Origin of the sequence: Phenylobacterium deserti (genome assembly GCF_003254705.1) — a bacterium.
Classification (GTDB): domain Bacteria; phylum Pseudomonadota; class Alphaproteobacteria; order Caulobacterales; family Caulobacteraceae; genus Phenylobacterium; species Phenylobacterium deserti.
Window position 1 is genome coordinate 25,619 of the sequence record NZ_QFYR01000005.1, and the last position, 17,873, is coordinate 43,491.

The 17,873-nt window shown below is 66.1% G+C and carries 14 protein-coding genes; 11 read left to right on the plus strand and 3 right to left on the minus strand.

Annotation, left to right across the window (positions count from 1 at the left end; genetic code table 11):
* Positions 1–232: 232 nt before the first annotated feature.
* The 6 genes from DJ018_RS16805 to DJ018_RS16830 all read left to right on the plus strand — a co-directional run bounded on the left by DJ018_RS16805 (position 233) and on the right by DJ018_RS16830 (position 9,371).
* On the plus strand, positions 233–3,319 hold the full coding sequence (locus DJ018_RS16805; protein WP_111516144.1) for a TonB-dependent receptor: 3,087 nt from the start codon (positions 233–235) through the stop codon (positions 3,317–3,319).
* Positions 3,320–3,414: 95 nt separating this feature from the next.
* On the plus strand, positions 3,415–4,935 hold the full coding sequence (locus DJ018_RS16810; RefSeq protein ID WP_111516145.1) for a tryptophan halogenase family protein: 1,521 nt from the start codon (positions 3,415–3,417) through the stop codon (positions 4,933–4,935).
* A gap of 9 nt (positions 4,936–4,944) precedes the next feature.
* Positions 4,945–6,471 (plus strand): tryptophan halogenase family protein, encoded by a 1,527-nt coding sequence (locus DJ018_RS16815; protein WP_111516146.1) that lies wholly within the window; start codon positions 4,945–4,947, stop codon positions 6,469–6,471.
* A gap of 3 nt (positions 6,472–6,474) precedes the next feature.
* Complete coding sequence (locus DJ018_RS16820) at positions 6,475–8,067, plus strand: sodium:solute symporter (RefSeq protein WP_111516147.1); 1,593 nt, start codon at positions 6,475–6,477, stop codon at positions 8,065–8,067.
* A 250-nt stretch (positions 8,068–8,317) separates the two neighbouring features.
* Entirely contained in the window at positions 8,318–8,677 is a 360-nt protein-coding gene (locus DJ018_RS16825; protein ID WP_111516148.1) for a hypothetical protein, read from the plus strand.
* A 217-nt stretch (positions 8,678–8,894) separates the two neighbouring features.
* Complete coding sequence (locus DJ018_RS16830) at positions 8,895–9,371, plus strand: hypothetical protein (protein WP_111516149.1); 477 nt, start codon at positions 8,895–8,897, stop codon at positions 9,369–9,371.
* Here the strand turns inward: DJ018_RS16830 and DJ018_RS16835 are convergent.
* Positions 9,368–10,309 (minus strand): NHL repeat-containing protein, encoded by a 942-nt coding sequence (locus DJ018_RS16835; protein WP_111516150.1) that lies wholly within the window; start codon positions 10,307–10,309, stop codon positions 9,368–9,370. The genes DJ018_RS16830 and DJ018_RS16835 overlap by 4 nt on opposite strands.
* A 144-nt stretch (positions 10,310–10,453) precedes the next feature.
* Between DJ018_RS16835 and DJ018_RS16840 the strand changes: the two genes are divergently transcribed.
* The 5 genes from DJ018_RS16840 (at position 10,454) to DJ018_RS16860 (ending at position 15,880) form a co-directional block, all read left to right on the plus strand.
* Complete coding sequence (locus DJ018_RS16840) at positions 10,454–11,641, plus strand: cation:proton antiporter domain-containing protein (RefSeq protein ID WP_111516151.1); 1,188 nt, start codon at positions 10,454–10,456, stop codon at positions 11,639–11,641.
* Positions 11,642–11,710: 69 nt separating this feature from the next.
* Complete coding sequence (locus DJ018_RS16845; protein WP_205853802.1) at positions 11,711–12,619, plus strand: amidohydrolase family protein; 909 nt, start codon at positions 11,711–11,713, stop codon at positions 12,617–12,619.
* Positions 12,616–13,512, plus strand: a complete 897-nt coding sequence (locus DJ018_RS16850; protein WP_111516153.1) for an NAD(P)-dependent oxidoreductase — start codon at positions 12,616–12,618, stop codon at positions 13,510–13,512. Before DJ018_RS16845 ends, DJ018_RS16850 begins: the two co-directional genes overlap by 4 nt.
* Positions 13,509–14,840 carry an MFS transporter gene (locus DJ018_RS16855; protein WP_111516154.1) on the plus strand — a complete coding sequence of 444 codons (1,332 nt, stop codon included), beginning with the start codon at positions 13,509–13,511 and terminating at the stop codon, positions 14,838–14,840. The genes DJ018_RS16850 and DJ018_RS16855 overlap by 4 nt, the downstream gene beginning before the upstream one ends.
* A gap of 113 nt (positions 14,841–14,953) precedes the next feature.
* Positions 14,954–15,880 (plus strand): hypothetical protein, encoded by a 927-nt coding sequence (locus DJ018_RS16860; RefSeq protein WP_111516155.1) that lies wholly within the window; start codon positions 14,954–14,956, stop codon positions 15,878–15,880.
* A 46-nt stretch (positions 15,881–15,926) separates the two neighbouring features.
* Here the strand turns inward: DJ018_RS16860 and DJ018_RS16865 are convergent, their stop codons facing one another.
* Together DJ018_RS16865 and DJ018_RS16870 are read right to left on the minus strand one after the other, a co-directional pair.
* A complete protein-coding gene (locus DJ018_RS16865; RefSeq protein ID WP_111516156.1) occupies positions 15,927–16,562 on the minus strand; it encodes a beta/gamma crystallin family protein in 636 nt (211 codons plus the stop codon).
* Positions 16,563–16,641: 79 nt separating this feature from the next.
* Positions 16,642–17,862, minus strand: coding sequence for a Gfo/Idh/MocA family protein (locus DJ018_RS16870; protein ID WP_111516157.1), 1,221 nt, complete (start codon positions 17,860–17,862; stop codon positions 16,642–16,644).
* Positions 17,863–17,873: the final 11 nt, after the last annotated feature.

The window sequence follows — 17,873 nt, forward strand, 5'->3', positions numbered from 1 at the left end:
AGGAGTTATGACGTCCAGAACAACCGCCACTAGATGACAGCGAAGGTCACTGCTGTTGACACGGACAGGACATTTGACGATCTTGGCGACCTGAGACAACGCTGTCATTTGTCCACCGCGGCAAATCGGCTTCGCCAATGGCGAAGCGGAGAGCAGCCAAAAACCGGGTGTTGCCCGCTTGCCCAGTGCGAGCGGGACAATCGCTCATAGGGATCGATACGGGAGGGAAACGGTGTCGAACTTCACACGTAAGCGCGCGTTTACGCGCAATCTCGCTCTGGCCCTCGTGGCCGGCGCATCGCCTTTGGTGCTCGCCTCGCCGGTTCTGGCGCAGGATGTCGCCGCGCAAGACGGCACGGAAATCGGGGAAGTCGTCGTCACCGGCGTCCGCGCATCGCAGATGGCTTCGGTCGATGTGAAGCGCAGCCAGACGGCGGTCGTGGACGCGATCTCGTCCGAAGACATCGGCAAGCTGCCGGACGTCACCATCGCCGACTCGCTGCAGCGCGTGACGGGCATCCAGATAAAGCGCGACGCCGGTGAAGGGACCACCGTCAACATTCGCGGCCTGTCGCAGGTCATCACCCTGTTGAACGGCGAGCAGTACCTGTCCGCCGGCAACCTGGGTCAGGCCCAACCGAACCTCGCCGACGTTCCGTCGCAGCTGATGAACTCGGTGCTGGTCTTCAAGTCGACCGACCCTCGCAACGCCCTGTCCGGCATTTCCGGCACGATCGACCTGCGCACCCGGCGCCCGTCCTCCATGCCCATGGGCTTCACGGCCAGTGGCGCGGCTGAGTATCAGCGCGGCGAACAGACCAAAGAGAACGATTACCTGCTGAACGGCCTGGTCAGCTGGCGCAACGACCGCGTCGGCGTCCTGGTTTCAGCCGCCGGTAGCAGCGCCAACCTCGGCAACAACTACTCCGGCATCGCCGCGGGCGGCATGGGCGGCCTGTCAGGCAACAACGACTGGGGCGGCTCGGCGCCGAACAACTTCATCTCGCCGCACGGCTACGAGAGCTTCAACCGCGTCGTGCAGCGTGACCGTATCGGCGTGAACGCTGCAGTGGAATTCGACCTTGGCGAAGGCTTCACCCTGCTGGCCGAAGGCTTCTACGCGAAGCTGGACGAGTACAACCGGGCGGTCGGCCTCAACATCTCCAACCGCTGGTCTGGCGACGCATTCGGTCAGTGGGTGCAACCCACGCAGTCGACCAACACCGGCCTGAGCAGCAACGGCCGCCCGTGGTTGGCCGTGGACGAGTACGCTGTCGACGCCTGGTGGGTGAACTCCTTCAGCGTGAACCGGACCAACAAGTCCGAGTCCAAGAACTACAACCTGCAGCTCAACTATGACAACGGCGGCGCCCTCACCTTCGAGGCCCGTGCGATCCGCGCGAGCGCCGAGCGTCTGAGCATGAACGGTCAGGTTCAGGGCGACCTTTCCAACTGGCGCTATGGGCCGGGCCGCTTCACCCTGTTCCGCGACCCGAACGATCGGACCCGCGGCACCTTCTACCCCGCGAACATCGCCAGCCAGTTCCCTGCGTCGCGCTACACGAACAACATCGTGGGCAGCAACGGCGGCCGGTTCGTCGACCCGAACCCGCTCGGCTACGGCGAGAACCCGCAACTGACGTACAACATCGCGGGCGGCAGCCCCGTGTGGAGCGGTTTCGACCGTCCGATCTCCGGCGGCCTGGGCGCGGGCAAGACCTTGCGCGACTACATGGCCAATCTGGACAGCTATGCCGTCGGGGCCTTCTCGTCTGAAGGCAATAACGAAGCCAAGTCCGACCTGTCGGTCATGCGTGTCGACGTCCACTACCAGTTCCAGGACGCGCCGCTGTTCGGCTTGATCACCAAGGTCGACGGCGGCGTGCGCCGCAGCGACCGCTCGGTCAACGTCGAGCAGTTCCACCTGTTCTCGAACTTCTACGGCGGTAACGGAGCGTCGGATCCGGCCGGCTGCTCCGCGCAGTGGAAGGCCATCGACGTGGTCATGAACCAGAACCAGTGCCAGGCGGGCGAGATGGTGCCTGACCCGGTTACCGGCCAGATGGTGTTCCAAGGCTACACGGTGAACGCGCCGACCCGCCTGGATAAGTACAACAACCCGATCTTCTTCGAGAACTTCGGCGGCATCACCTCCGGTCTGCCTGGCGTCTGGGCGGCCGATCCGCGTGACTTCGACGACGCCGAAGCCTTCATGAACCGGGTGTTCGGTGAAACGACCCGCGGCATCGTTCCGGGCCAGACCTTCGACGTCGATCTGAACGAGAGCAGCGCTTACGGCGCGGCGACCTTCGAGTGGGGCGGCCTCGTCGGCGACCTCGGCCTGAAGGTCATCCAGACCGAAATGACGGTGAAGCAGAACCTCACCGGCGAAGTGCGCAACTACGGCGACACCAACGCCGATGCGGGCGACGTCGTCACCCGTCGGAAGTACACGGATTGGCTGCCGTCGCTGAACCTCGTCTACAACTACGGCGACAACTGGAAATTCCGCTTCGCCTTCAGCCGCACGATGCAGCCGCTGGACCTGATGAACTACGGCGGCGGTCTGTCGATCTTCACTGCGGATGACCCGGGCCTCGGCATTCGGATCGTCACCGGCGCCAGCTCGGCCGGCAACCCCGAGCTCGATCCGTGGCGCTCCAACAACTATGACGCGGCGGTCGAGTACTACTTCGGCCGCGCCAGCATGGTGAATGTTTCGGTGTTCCGCCTGGACATCGAAAGCTTCGTCACCTCCGGCCAAACCACGGGCCGGTTCCCCGACCAGGACGGCGTGATCCGGCGCGATGTGCCGGTCAGCCTGAACGTCCAGGGCGAAGGCGGCACCGTTGATGGCGTCGAGATTGGGGCGAAGATCGCGCTGAGCGACCTCATCGAAACGCCGTTCCTGCGGAACTTCGGCGTCGACACGAACTACACCTTCTCGCCCAGCGAGGAGGAACGCACCGACCTGGCCGGCGACAAGCTGCCCTTCGTCGACAACTCCAAGCACCAGTACAACCTCATCGGCTGGTACCAGGACGACAAGTGGCAGGTGCGCGTCGCCTACAACTACCGCACGGAGCGCCTGAACGGCGTGATGGCGAGCGGCCTGCCGGTGTTCCAGGACTCCACGGGCTATGTGGACGTGAACGTCAGCTACTCGCTGAACGACAACATCACGCTCTACGCCAACGGCTCGAACGTCACGGGTGAGATCGAGGACTACTTCCTCCGCTTCACCGACGACGTCCACCAGTACGCCTGGCAGAACGAATTCGAGTCCCGATACACCCTGGGCGTCCGCGCCCGCTGGTAACAAGACCCCCCTTAATGGCCGCCGTGCGTGCACGGCGGCCATTCTTTTTCGGGTTAGGCTGAGGGTCGATTCCGCAGGGAAGACCTGGGACGCCAATGAACGACCGACGCATCCAGAGCCTGGTCATCGTCGGCGGTGGAACCGCCGGCTGGATGGCGGCCGCCCGCCTGGCGCAGCACTTTCGCGGCACGCCGCTGAAGATCACCCTCGTCGAGTCCTCCGAGATCGGCACCATCGGGGTCGGCGAAGCCACCATTCCGACCATCCGCAGCTTCTACGGCGCACTCGGCCTTTCCGACGCCGAAGTCATGCGTGCGACCCAGGCCACGGCGAAACTCGGCATCCGTTTCACCGACTGGAGCCGGCCGGGCCGCTCATTCATCCATCCCTTCGGCCTTTTCGGCCACGAGCTGAACGGGATCGAATTCCAACACTGGTGGCTGCGCGCCCGCAGTCTGGGAGCAGCTGCTGAGCTGGGCGAGTATTCGCTGGGCGCCAGCCTGGCGGCAGCGGGCCGCTTCAACCTCCCTCCGCGCAATCCGCCCTCCCCGCTCGCGGTTTTCGACTGGGCCCTGCACTTCGACGCCGGCCTGTTCGCCCAGCTCATGAGACGTCATGCCGAGACGCTGGGGGTGCGCCGCATCGACGCCAAGGTCCGCCAGGTCAAGCTGCGGCCGGAGAACGGCTTCATCGAAGGCGTGGAGCTCGACAGCGGTGAGACTGTCACAGGGGAGCTATTCATCGACTGCTCGGGCTTTCGCGGGCTCCTGATCGAGGAGGCGCTCGGCGCCGGCTACGAAGACTGGAGCCAGTGGCTGTTCTGCGACCGCGCCCTGGCGGTGCAGAGCGAAAGCGCGGGCGATCCCGCGCCCTTCACTGAAGTGACGGCGCAGCCAGCGGGCTGGCGCTGGAAGATCCCGCTGCAGCATCGCGACGGCAATGGACATGTCTTCTCAAGCCGCCACATGGACGAGCCGACAGCGCTGCGCCTGCTGACGGGTGCGGTGCAGGGCCGGCTGCTGCATGAGCCGCGCGCCATTCGCTTTCATCCGGGCCGCCGCAAGCTGGCCTGGAGCCGCAACTGTGTGGCCCTGGGCCTCGCCTCCGGCTTCCTGGAGCCCCTGGAGTCCACCTCCATCGCCCTGATCGAGACGGGTATCGAGAAGCTGCGCCAGTTGTTTCCGGACCGCAGCATGGACCCTGCCCTGCGCGACGAGTTCAACGACTGGTCGCGCCGCGAGATGGAGCGTACGCGCGACTTCATCATCCTGCACTACAAGCTGAATGGCCGAACGGACTCCGACTTCTGGCGCGAGGCGCGCGAGATGGACGTGCCCGACAGCCTGCAGCACAAGATCGACCTCTGGCGGGCGAGAGGTCACTTCGTCCGGTACCGGTGGGAGATGTTCCAGCCGGCGAGCTGGCTGGCGATCTACGCCGGCTTCGAATGTCTGCCGCAGGTCTGGGACCCCGGTGTGGATGCGGTGGAGCCGAATTCGCTCCGGGCAAGGCTCGCGGACATGCGTCAGGCCATCGCCCGAGCCGTCGCATCCGCCCCGCCGCACACTCAATTTCTCCAGCAGACCGCGCGCGCTGAAGCCGCTGCGGTCGGATAGGGTAGCGCCATGTCACGCTTGCAGAAGATCGTCATCGTCGGCGGCGGCACCGCAGGTTGGGTCACGGCGGCAATGCTGGGTCACCACCTCCAAGGCCGAATGGCGCAGATCGAACTCGTCGAGTCCGACGACATCGGCACGATCGGGGTCGGCGAGTCGACGATCCCGCCCTTCATCACCCTGCTCCGCAACCTGGGCATCGACGAGCAGCACTTCATTCAGGCGACGCAAGCGAGCTTCAAGCTGGGGATCTCGTTCCGGGACTGGCTGCGCAAAGGCGAAAGCTACTTCCATCCCTTCGGCTCGATCGGCGGCGCCATCGACATCCACGAGTTCTTTCAGTGCTGGCTGAAGGCCAAGCTGACAGAGAACCATCCTTCGAACCTGCAGGACTTCGCCCCGGCCTCTGTGATGGCCGAGAAGGGCCGCTTCATGCTGCCCTTCAAGGCGCAGCGCACCCTGATCGGCGGGGCCAACTACGCGCTGCACGTCGACGCCAGGCTGGTGGCCCAATATCTGCGCCGGTTCGCGGAAGCCAAAGGCGTGAAGCGCACCGAGGGCATCGTCACTGAGGTGAAGACCCGCCCGTCCGACGGGTTCGTCGAAAAGCTTGTGCTGAAAACTGGCGAGGAGGTCACCGGCGACCTGTTCATCGACTGCTCGGGTTTCCGCGCCCTGCTCATCGAGAAGACCTTGGGCGTGGGCTACCATGACTGGTCGGACGTCCTGCTGTGCGACCGGGCCGTCGCCGTGCAGACAGAGAACCGCGGCGCGACCACGCCCTTCACCGTCGCCGAAGCGCAGGACAGCGGCTGGCGCTGGCGCATCCCGCTGCAGCACCGGACCGGCAACGGCTACGTCTTCTCCAGCAAGTTCATCTCCGACGAGGAAGCGACCGAGGTCCTGCTGTCGAAGGTGGATGGCGAGCTGCTGACCAAGCCGATGGTGATCCCGTTCAAGACCGGCGTGCGTCACCGCATCTGGGACAAGAACGTGGTCTCCGTCGGCCTGGCGTCAGGCTTCATCGAACCGCTGGAATCTACGGCCATCCACCTAGTCTACCGCGCGATCGACATGCTGTTCCGCTACATGCCGGACCAGGACTGCGCGCCTGCGCTCGCCGCCGAGTACAACCGCCGCATGACTGCGGACTATGAGGAAATCCGCGACTTCATCGTGCTGCACTACTGCGTTACCGAGCGGGAAGACACACCGTTCTGGCGCGCGGCCAAGGCGATCACTCCGCCTGCATCCCTTACCGAGCGCATCGAGCTTTACCGCGAAAGCGGCCTGATGCGAGAAGGGCTGGACGAGCTGTTCCGCAATCCGAGCTGGCAGTCTGTGCTGGACGGCATGGGGGTCACGCCCAAGCGCTACGATCAGCTGGTGGATCGTATGCCGTTCGAGGTTATCCGCCGCACGCTGGACGAAGCCGGGCCGCGGCTGGCCGCCTTTGTCGACACGCTGCCGACCCACGACGAGTTCCTTCGCGAACACTGCCCCGCTGAGCCGCCGGGCGTGATCGCGGCCCAATAGGGAATGGACAGCGGAATCCAGCTGCTCACCGGCCTCGATCAGGCCGTCATCGGCCTTTACCTGATCGGCGTCGTGGGTGTCGGTTTGCTGGTCGCCCGCCGACGCGCGGGCACCGAAGCCTTTTTCCTGAACTCCCGGGCCAGCAAGTGGCCAGTGATCGGCCTGGCGCTGGTCGCCGCCAACATCTCCTCCTCCACGCTGGTCGGGCTCGCAGGCGCCGCCTACGCCAACGGGATCTCGGTCTACAATTACGAATGGACCGCGGCGCCGATGATCGTGCTGTCCTGCGCTCTGGTCATGCCGGTGATCCTTCGCGCGCGGATCTTCACCATGCCGGAATTCCTGGAGCGCCGGTACGCGCCATTCGCTCGGACCTACTTCTCGGCTTTGACGATCCTGCTCAACGTCCTGCTGGACACAGCTGGCACCCTGTTCGCCGGAGCCTTGATGTTCCGGATGCTGGCGCCCGAGGTTCCGCTCTGGCAGGTCGCCGCCGTTCTCGCTGGCATCACCGGGCTCTACAGCGTCACCGGCGGGCTCCGCTCGCTGCTGGCGACCGAAGTGGTCCAGGCGGTGGTGTTGCTGGTCGGCGGCCTCGTCATCACCGTCTTCGCTTTTCAGCACGCCGGCGGTTGGCACGAAGTCATGACCCGCGTGCCGCCTGAGAAACTCAGCCTGATCCGCCCCGCGGACGATCCAGCCATGCCCTGGACGGGGCTGGTGATCGGCATCCCGATCATGGGCTTCTACTTCTGGTGCTCCAACCAGTTCATGATGCAGCAGGTGCTCTCGGCGCAGTCCCTGGACCAGGCGCGCTGGGGCAGCTTGTTCGCCGCGCTCCTGAAGCTCCCGGTCCTGGTCTTCATGGTGCTGCCGGGCGCCGCCGCCCTGCTGATCTTCCCGGACTTGCGCCACCCGGACGAGGTTTATCCGCGGCTGATCTTCGGCCTGCTGCCTCACGGGCTGATGGGCCTGGTGATCGCGGGCTTCCTGGCGGCGATGATGTCGACCTTGGCCTCGACGTACAACGCAGCCTCCACTCTGCTGGCGATGGATTTCGTGGCCCGCTTCCGGCCGAAGACCTCCGAGGCCGCGCTAGTGCAGACGGCCCGCTGGGCGACAGCCGTGTTCGCGGCCGTATCGGTGGCCTGGGTCCCGGTTCTGGAGCACGCGTCCAGCAGCCTCATGCAGTACCTTCAGGGCATGCTGTCCTACACGGTGCCGCCCATCGCAGCGTTGTACGTGGCCGGCATCTTCTGGCCGCGAGCCAACGCCTCGGGCGCAGCGGCGGCCCTGTCGGTTGGCGCGCTCACGGGCGCGGCGCTGTTTCTCGCCATCCAGGTGTTCCACGTGCTGCCGATGCACTTCTTGATCGCAGCCGGCGTGATCTTCGGTTTCAGCCTCGCCGCGCTGGCGCTCGTCAGCCTGATGACGGCGCCGCCGGACGTGGAGCGGGTCGGGCCCATGACCTTCCGGCTCGCGGACTGGCGCGCGGAAACGGAAGTCCTGAGATCGAGGCCGTGGTTTCAGAACTACCGCATCCTCTCGGGGCTGCTGCTCGTGCTGACCGCCGCCGTGGTCTGGACCTTCCGCTAGCGCGCGGCTGCATCTGACCTGAGCGCACTTTCCGCGAATGATCGGCGCTGGCCTGGAACCTGGCGCCGGGGCGCGCATTCCTTGCTGCGATCGCCACGCAGCCCCCCCCGACCGTGGCGGTCCGGCCGGCTCCCGCATACTCACATGCACCCCCTGACTTGAGGCGTGGAGCCGGCCCCCCCCCTTCCCTCGCAGCCCACCTCGTCTCCAGCGATGGAGCCTTGATCGGGTCTCGCCGTTGGAAGATCAGATGCCCAGTCTGACCCTCAACCTCACCCTCGACGAGGACCGCCTCACAGCGATGATCGAGGCTGTTGATCCCAGCGGCCTCAGCGTGAGCGGAGCGGCCGATGCGGCGGATTTGGACGAGTTGATCCGGGCTTTGGGCGCTGTACGAGCCGCAATGGCCGACGCCGTTCCCGAGACACTGGAGCCGCCTGCGCGCATTGCCACGCTGCGTGACCCGGCTTGGTGGTGCGAGGGCCAGCCTGGCGTGCAAGTGCTCTGCCTTCGCCACCCCGGATTTGGCTGGCAGGCGTTCGCGCTAGCCCAGGTCGAGGCCGAACTTCTCGCGGAGCGCCTGCTCGAACCTTACGTCGGCGACGAATAGCCACGGTTGAGCGGCCCAAATCGGGCCACTTCCTTCCGGTCGGAGGAACCGCGTCTGCTACCTATCGGACGCCAAATCCCGCGGGGGGTGGCCGGCAAGCGGGCCAGAGCCGTCAATCGACCGCAGTCCGCTACGCCGGCCCCGGCAGGGAGCGGACCGCCTGCCGGGAGCGATATCCCGGCCCCTCATGGCCATAGCCGTTTCGGGAAGAGTTCAGTTGCGTAACCTCGTCGTCGATCTTCTCGCCGAACAATATCCAGCGGTCGCCAAGGACCTGCTTAATCCGCTGGCAGAACTCATGCAGGTGGCGCGCAAGGCCTGCGGCGACGATGCGGACAAGTTCCTCATCCTTTTGGTGATCGGCGTACGGACTGCGCAGGATCAGCGGTTCAGCGAACTCACCAACGACGAGCTCGAGAACAACCCTGTCGGCGTGTTGCCCAGCCTGGGCACGAACACGCGCTCGATCTCGGACTCGACGGGCATTCCGAAAGAAACCGTGCGCCGTAAGCTTACGGAGCTGACCCAAGCTGGCTGGATCGTGCGCGAAGGCAACGACCTGCTCTTGACCTGCAAAGCCTACCAGGAGCTCGTGACGGTGCGGGACAGCATCCGCAGCCTCGCGATCCGTAACTGGGAAACCGTCTCGGGGCTCATCACGACGCGTGAAGAGCCCCCATCCATCCCCGGCTAGCGGCCGAGGTCCGCCAGCGGCACACGTTGCAGTGTGAAGGGCTGCTCGAGTTCGCCCGAGTTGCGACGGTTGAATTGGCTGTTTACCGCCACCAGCTCGTCGCCGACGATGACGCCGGTCGCTGGCCAGAGCAGGCCCGCAGATTGGGTGCGGGCGAGAACCTTTCCGGACAACAGGTTTGGAGCGAGCCGCACCGTCACGATCTCGGCCGCCGGTTGGCGGATCACATAGAGAAGGTCACCTTTGAGGATCAGACCGTCAGCGCCGGGCGCTGTCTCCCCGCCGAGATCAATGGGCGAGACCTTGCGATCGGCGATGTCGATGCGGAACAGCAGTCCCTTGTTCATCTGACCGACCAGCAGCGTGCGCCCGTCTGGCGTCGCCGTGATACCGTTCAGATTGGCGCCTTCGCCGTACTGCAGCGGCGTGCCGGCAAACTCCACGAACCGTTCAGGCGCAGCGCCGATCCGCTCGCCTGCCGCCACCGTCCAGAGGATCGGCCGGAAGGTGTCGGTCAGGTAGGCGCGATCGCCCACGAACACGAGATCGTTGATCAGACCGGCGCCTGATCCAGTGGTGTCGAGCGTCTGGATCAGGCGCCCGCTCGTGGGATCGACGACGAACACCTTGCCCGTCCGCCCGCCGGCGATCCAAAGCCGGCCTCGAGGATCGAGTTTCATCCCGAGTGCGCCAGGGAAGGTTTCGCCGATCTGGCGGGCGATCTCGGGCGCGGCGATCGCGCGTGCAGCGCCCGTGCGAGCGTCCACGACCGCCAGGGTGCCGTCCACAGCGCTTGCGGTGAAGATCATCCCACGCGCCGGGTCATACGCAATGCCCTCCGGGTGGCGAACCTCCGCGGGCAAGGCATAGCGTGCGCCGGTCTGGGCGCCGGCGCTGGTGGCCAACAGGCAGGCAAGCAGAAGGCTGGCGCGGATCATCGGCATCTCCCTGGATTTGGCTGAACGAGAGCGGCGCTACGTCGGCTTGGCAAGGTGCAGGTTCAGAAACACGCCGCCCGCGCCTTGACCTTGGGTCTCCGGAAAGCCACGTCGGGAGCTCACGCACATGGTTCAAGGACGCGGATGCCGCACGACGACAGCCTGATCCTCACTCTCGTCGGCGGCTTCGTGCTCGCCTTCGTGTTCGGCATGCTGGCCCTGAGGCTCAAGCTGTCGCCCCTCGTCGGCTACCTGTTGGCCGGCGTGGTGGTGGGCCCCTTCACTCCAGGCTGGGTTGCGGACACCGGCTTGGCCGGCCAGCTCGCCGAAGTCGGCGTGATTCTGCTGATGTTCGGGGTCGGCTTGCACTTCTCCCCCGCCGATCTGCTGAGGGTGCGCAAGGTCGCCGTACCGGGCGCCGTGGCGCAGATCGCCCTGGCGACGGTGCTCGGCTGGGGCGTCGGGCGACTGCTCGGCATGGGAGACGCCGAGGCGGCCCTGATGGGTCTTTGCCTGTCCGTCGCGTCAACTGTCGTGCTGCTGCGCGCCCTTGAAGAACGCAAGGCCGTGAAGAGCGAGGCAGGCCAGGTCGCCGTCGGCTGGCTGATCGTCGAAGACCTGGTGATGGTCATGGCTTTGGTCATCGTGCCGCTCTTGGCGTCCGCTGGCGCAACACCCAACCTCGGCGCAGTGGGACTGAAGATCGGAACGACCTTGCTCAGCGTCGGCGTGTTCGTGGCGCTGATGCTGCTGGTCGGCGGTCGCGTTCTCCCCTGGCTGCTGGTGCGCATCGCCCATACCCGCTCGCGCGAGCTCTTCACACTGGGCGTGCTCGCGATCGCGCTGGGCATCGCCTACCTGGCCTACGCGGTCTTCGGAGCGTCCTTTGCTCTTGGGGCCTTCATCGCAGGCCTGGTGCTGAACGGGACACCCCTCGGCCACAACGCAGCGGAGCGTTCCCTGCCCCTGCGCGACGCTTTCGCCGTGCTGTTCTTCGTTTCGGTCGGCATGCTGTTCGATTGGACGGTGCTCATCGAGCAGCCGGGCGCAGTGGCGGCGGTTCTCGCGATCATCGTCGTCGGCAAGTCCGTCGCCGCCCTGGCGATCACGTCGGTCGCCAAGATGGAGCGAGGCCCATCCCTGATGATCGCCGCGAGCCTCGCGCAGATCGGGGAATTCTCATTCATTCTCGCCAGCGTCGGGGTGAAGCTCCAGATCCTGAGCCGGCCCACTCACGACCTGATCCTTGCGGCCGCACTGCTGTCGATCGTGCTCAACCCCTTCGTGTTCAAGCTTGCCGACCGCCTGGGACGTCAACCCGCTGCAGCCTGAGCGTTGACAAGCGCGCATACGATTGGGACCGGAGTCTCCTGACGTTCCCGGGAGACGGCCCTGCTCGACTTGCCCGTCATCGACGCGCACCAGCATTTCTGGGATTTGGAGCGCAATTACCTCCCGTGGCTGTCCGACGAGCCCCAGATCTCGTTCCGCTACGGCGACTACAGCGCCATCCGCCGCAACTATCTCCCCACCGACTATCGTCGCGACACGGCGGCCCTTTCGCTGGCAGGCTCGGTGTTTGTCGAAACCGAATGGGACCGGCGCGATCCGGTGGGGGAGACCCGCTGGGTGCATGACCTCGCCGCTCGCGAGGGCCTGCCCACCGTCATGGTCTGTCACGCGGCCCTGAACGCGCCGGATGCAGACGCCGTGCTCGCCCGTCAATCGGCGTTCCCGCTCGTCCGCGGCGTGCGGCACAAGCCAACTGCTGCCCCCGCGCCTGACGCCATGGAGCCTGGCGCACCGGGATCGATGAGCGATCCGGACTGGCGCCGTGGCTACGCCCAACTCGCCGCCCATGGCTTTTCCTTCGACCTTCAGACGCCCTGGTGGCACTTAACTGAAGCGGCCCAGCTGAACGCCGATTTCCCCGAGACCTTGATCGTTCTCAACCACACCGGCCTGCCGTCGGATCGCAGCGCCAATGGACTCTCCGGCTGGCGAGCGGCGATGACGCAATTCGCGGCCGCGCCCAATGTGGCCGTCAAGATCTCTGGCCTGGGCGAGCCCGGCACGCCCTGGTCGCTGGCGCGCAATCGCGACATCATCCGGCAGACCATCGATATCTTCGGCGCGGAGCGGTGCATGTTCGCCAGCAACTATCCGGTGGACAGTCTGGTGGGCGGGCTGGGCACCATCTTCGACGGTTTCGCAGCCGCGACCGACGACCTTGGCCACAGTGTACAAGCGGCGCTGTTCGCCGGTAACGCCCGCCGCTTCTATCGCATCGAGGCTGGAGTCGCCGCATGACAGACCGCAAGCGCCTGGGGTTCGTCGGCCTTGGTCTGATGGGCGCGCCCATGACCCGCCGCCTGCTGGCGCAGGGCTGGTCCGTCACAGTGTGGAACCTCGAGCCCGAACGCTACGCCGAAGTCCCTGGCGCTGTCGTTGTTGGCAGCCCTGCCGAAGTGCGCGCAGCGTCGGACATCGTCCTGTTCTGCGTCCTCGACGCCAAGGCGGTGGAGGCCTGCTGCTTCGGCCCGGACGGCCTTGCGCAGGCGGAAGGCGGAGCCACCCTGCTGATCGACACCTCGACCATCAATCCGGATAAGGCGCGGGAGTTCGCGGCGCGGCTCAAGGCGCAAGCCGGCATGGACTGGGTTGACGCGCCGCTCTCCGGCGGCCCTCCCCTGGCCGGGACGGGCAAGCTGACCGCGCTTGTCGGAGGGGATACAGCAAGCGTCGAGGCCGCCTGGCCGGTGCTCGCCGACATCGCCGCCAACGCCACGCACTTGGGACCGCTAGGCGCGGGCCAGACGGCCAAGATCGTCAACCAAGCGATCGTCGGCGCTTCCTACATGCTCATGGCCGAGACGTTGGCGCTGTCCAAGGCTGCAGGCCTCGACCCCGCCAAGCTGCCAGGCGCTCTGGCAGGCGGGCTTGCTGACAGCCAGGCTCTTCAGCGCATCTATCCTCAAATGGCGGCACGCGACTGGGATCCACCCCGCGGCTATGCGCGCCAGCTCGACAAGGATCTGAAGAACCTCGCCGGCTTCGCCGAGGAGCTTGGCCTGGAGCTGCCGCTGATTGAGCAGGTGGTCGCCCGCTACCACGCCTGGAGCGCGGCGGGGAACGAGATGAAGGACGGCACCGCCGTCGCAGAGATCTACGAGAAGCCGCAAAGACGGCCGGAGGAAGCATGACCGACACTCTCGCCACGGGTTACGCCGGGCAGGACGGCGCCGCCGAGAGCGCGATCGAGCGGCGGACCATGCGCAAGGTCATGACGCGCCTCGCGCCCCTCATGGCCATCATGTTCCTGGTGAACAACCTGGACCGGGTGAACGTCAGCTTCGCAGCCCTCACGATGAACCAGGACCTCGGCCTGACCGCGCTGAGCTACGCCTGGGGCGCAGGGATCTTCTTCGTCGGCTACTTCCTGTTCGAGATCCCCTCCAACCTGATCATGGAGCGGGTCGGCGCACGTCTCTGGATGGCGCGAATCATGATCACCTGGGGCGTCATCTCCGGGGCGACGGCCTTTGTGGTCGACCACACCAGCTTCCTGGTGGTCCGCTTCCTCCTCGGCGCGGCGGAGGCGGGATTCGTGCCCGGCATCCTCCTCTACATCACCTACTGGTTCCCGCCCCGGTACCGCGCGCGAGCCATCGCGCTGTTCCTGGTCGCCCAGCCGCTCAGCTTCGCGGTTGCGGGGGCGCTCTCCGCGCCGCTGCTGAAGATGGACGGCTTCATGGGCCTGCATGGCTGGCAATGGATGTTCATCCTCGAAGCGGTGCCCTCGGTCCTGCTCGCCTTCGTGGTTCTGCGGGTGATGACCGATAAGCCGCGCGACGCGGCCTGGCTTACCGAGGAAGAACGCACCTGGCTGACCAAGCAGTGCGGCCCTGCCGAGGTCCACGCCTCGCCCAAGCAGCAGCTGAAGTTGATCGCCAACCGCCGCGTCGCCCTGCTGTCGGCTATCTACATCGGCCGCACCACGGCTATGTACGGGATCAGCTTGTTCCTGCCGCTGATCCTCAAAGGCATGGGGCTGTCGAACACGCAGAGCGGCTTCCTGTCGGTGATCCCGTTCGCAGTCGCCACGGTCGGCGCCCTGCTGTGGGGCTACAGCTCGGACCGGACGGGCGAGCGGCATTGGCACACCATCTTGACCATGGTGCTTGCCGCCGCCGGGCTCTTCGCCGCCGGCCTGATCGGGCCGTCCACGATCGCCCTGGTTGCGATTTCCGCGGCGGCGATCGGGCTCTACTCCCAGCCCGCGTGCTTCTACGCCCTGCCCCCGATGATGCTGGCCAGCGCCGGCACAGCGGCCGCCCTCGCCGCGATCAACTCCGTCGGAAACCTCGGCGGGTTCATCGGCCCTTATGTGGTCGGGTGGGCTCAGGAAGCGACCGGCAGCTACTCCGGCGGCCTGTACGTCCTGGCCGGGTTCGCAGCCGTCTCGGGCGTGCTTGGCTACGTCCTCAAGCGCCTGCGGTGGGAGGATACGCCCGTCCCGGCGCGGCTCTGACCTATGGAATCCTTATAGGTCAGCAACTTGAGCTTATAAGTTCCTTATGATTGCCCGTCGGCGCACGACGCGGCCATTCCAGCAACCCGGACCTCCGATGCTGGAACACGACCTTGCCGACAGCTGCTGACGACTACGCACTGCCAGACCTCTCCCCGGAGGTTCTTGAGGACCTGATCAAACTCGGAGCTGGCGGGGCCGCCCAGCCGGTGCAGGAATCGCCGCCGCCACCGCCGGTCAGCGACTCCGTCTCCGCCCCTAAGGAGGCGGCCGGGCCGGTGCGCGACAACTGGGTCATTTTGCCGGACCAGATCCTTGTCGACCGCCCCGACGTCCTGAAGAGCTTCTACGAGGCCTACCACGGGAACAACAACGACCGCGACTCGCCTGCCTGGGCCGAGCGGGTGGGCGCCGCCACGCCCGAGGCCTACGCCACCTGGTGGTACGGCCGCTACGGGAAGTACGAAGGCTACAACCAGGGCGCCATGACGGCGCAGGACAACGTCTCGCTGCAGCGCATCCTGGAGGAGCGTCCGGACGTCCTGCGCGGCTTCTACGAGGCCTATTACGTCCAGAACGACAGGAACTCGGACGCCTTCCTTAAGCGGGTCGGCGGCGAGACGCCGGAAGACTACGCCCGCTACTGGTACGAGAAGTATGGCCGCTGGGAAGGTTACGCCCAGACCGAGAAGCAGGCGGCGGAGGGGATCAATGTCCAGCAGCTGCTGGACGAGCGGCCCGATGTTTTCCGCGCCTTCTTCGAGCAGTACTACGGCGAGAAGAACGACCGCCACTCATGCGCCTGGGCCGACCGGGTCGGCGGTGAGACGGTCGAGGACTACGCCAAGTACTGGTACGTCACCCATGGGCGGGCCGAGGGCTACACCCAGCACCACCCCGCTGCCGCACAGGCCGCACCAGAGCCAGAACTCCTGCCCGAGCCTGCTGCGGACCCGGCGCCGGACACCGACACCTTCGCCGGCGACGAGGTGTTGCTGACCATCGGTCAGCCGCTGACCACCGACGACCCGCTAGTCTGATCAGGCTCTGCGGCTGGAGCACGGCTCCGGCCGCAGGATCGCCTGACTAGCGTCGGCAGAGCAGGTCCCGCAGAACCGTCGACCGACCGATCACATGTCCTTCCGGGGCCACCGCTTGAGCGGCGCGCGTGCTCGAGTCGAAGTAGAGAGCCGGCCCGAGCCCCTGACTGCGGCAGAAGGTGTTGGCGCCATTGGAGCCCGCCGCCACATCGATGCCGCGCACCGTCGGGCGCGGGAAGAAGACGCTGCCGCTGCCTTCGATCCCCCGCGCATCCCGGTGATCCCGATCCCAACCGCCGCCGCCGCCGCGATCGGGACCGCGACCGCCCTCGCCCCGCCCACCGATTGGCTGCAGGGAGGTAATGCGTTCGGCCAGGCCCATGGTGTTCAGCTCCGGCACATCGCCCTGCTGCTCTACGCAACGTCCGCCGAAGTCGGAATGCTCGCAGAGCCGCCAGAGGCCCTGCAGCCGGATGCTGCGCGCCCGATCGTTGAAGCCATAGTTCGACAGGTTCGCCGTCTCGGTGCTGATCGTGACGCTGCGGCCCGTGAAGTTTGGGCCCTCGAACAAGGTGGCGGCGGCGCCCCGACCGCCGGCACGGTAGCCCTGCGCGTCCGCGGCCCCCGCAAGCGCCAGACCCAGAAGTCCGCAGGCCAAGGTCTTCATCATCGGCGTGGTCATGGCTTCAGCCTCCAATTGAGGCTCGCAGTATCAGTGTAGCTTGGCTGAACGGTCGATGAAGCGTGACCTTGGCGCTCGTTCAGGCGCGGCGGGGGACGTCCACGACCGCAGCCGGGTCCACCGGCCGCCGATAACCCCAGTCGGTCCTGATGGGAGCGCCGCCCCGTGCTGCGCTGTCCATGATGGCTTTCATCAGCCGCAAGTCCTGCAGGCCCTCTTCGCCAGGCGCGACCATCGGGGCTTTGCCGCGCACGACGTCGGACATCCAGTCCATCTCCCGTGCGAACTGATCGATTTCGACGATCTGCGGATTTCGCTCGCCGGGTTGGCCTTCCACCGTCAGCCGGTTGCCGCCGTAGAAGGCGCCCGGATCGGCCACCAGCCGGCCCGTCTCGCCGATCACCTGGAATGACACCGTCGCCGAGTAAGCAAACGACGTGGAGCCGTTGGCGATCGCACCCGAGGGGAAGCGGAACTGCCACGCGATGAGGTCTTCGGTGGTCTTGAACCGCGGGTCAGATCTATCCGTGTACGACCACGCCGTCACTTCCGTCGGCTCTTCGTTCAGCAGGTAGCGGGCGGCGTTGATGCCATAGACGCCCATGTCGGCCAGCGCTCCGCCGCCGCTCATGCCCATGTCCAGGCGCCAGGAATCCCAAGGCGTGTTGGGGTCGGCCTGGCGACCCATGTTGGTCACCACCATGCGCGGCTTGCCGATGGAGCCGGCCCGCACCCGTCGCATAACCTCCAGGTTCAACGGCTCGTAGTGGCACCGATAGGCGATCATCAGCTTGCGGTTGGCCTGCTTGGCAGCCGCGATCATCGCCTCACCGTCGGCGATGGTGGTCGCCATCGGTTTCTCGCACAGCACGTGCTTGCCGGCCTTCAGAGCGCGGATCGTGTACTCGGCATGCATCGAGTTGGGCAGCACGATGTAGACGACCTGGATCCGTGGATCATTCGCCATGCGCTCGTAGTCCGCATAGCTGTAGACGGCGCTCGCAGGCAGGCCGTTTTCGGCCGCAACGCGACGCGCCTTCGCGGGATCGCCGCTCACCACCGCGGCGAGCTTGGAGCCTCGCGCGTGCTTGAACGCCGGGATGATCTCCTCCAGCGCCAGCTTGCCAAGCCCGACGATCGCGTACCCCACCTTCTCGCCCTCTGGATAGGTGGTCCACGACTGCGAAGACGCCGCAGGACGCTGCGCCGACTGCGCGGTCGCTGAGCTGGCCATCGCGGCTGCGGAGGCGCCCGCCACGGTCATTTCGAAGAGAGTCCGGCGTGAGATCGGATCGGTCATGGACGTATCCT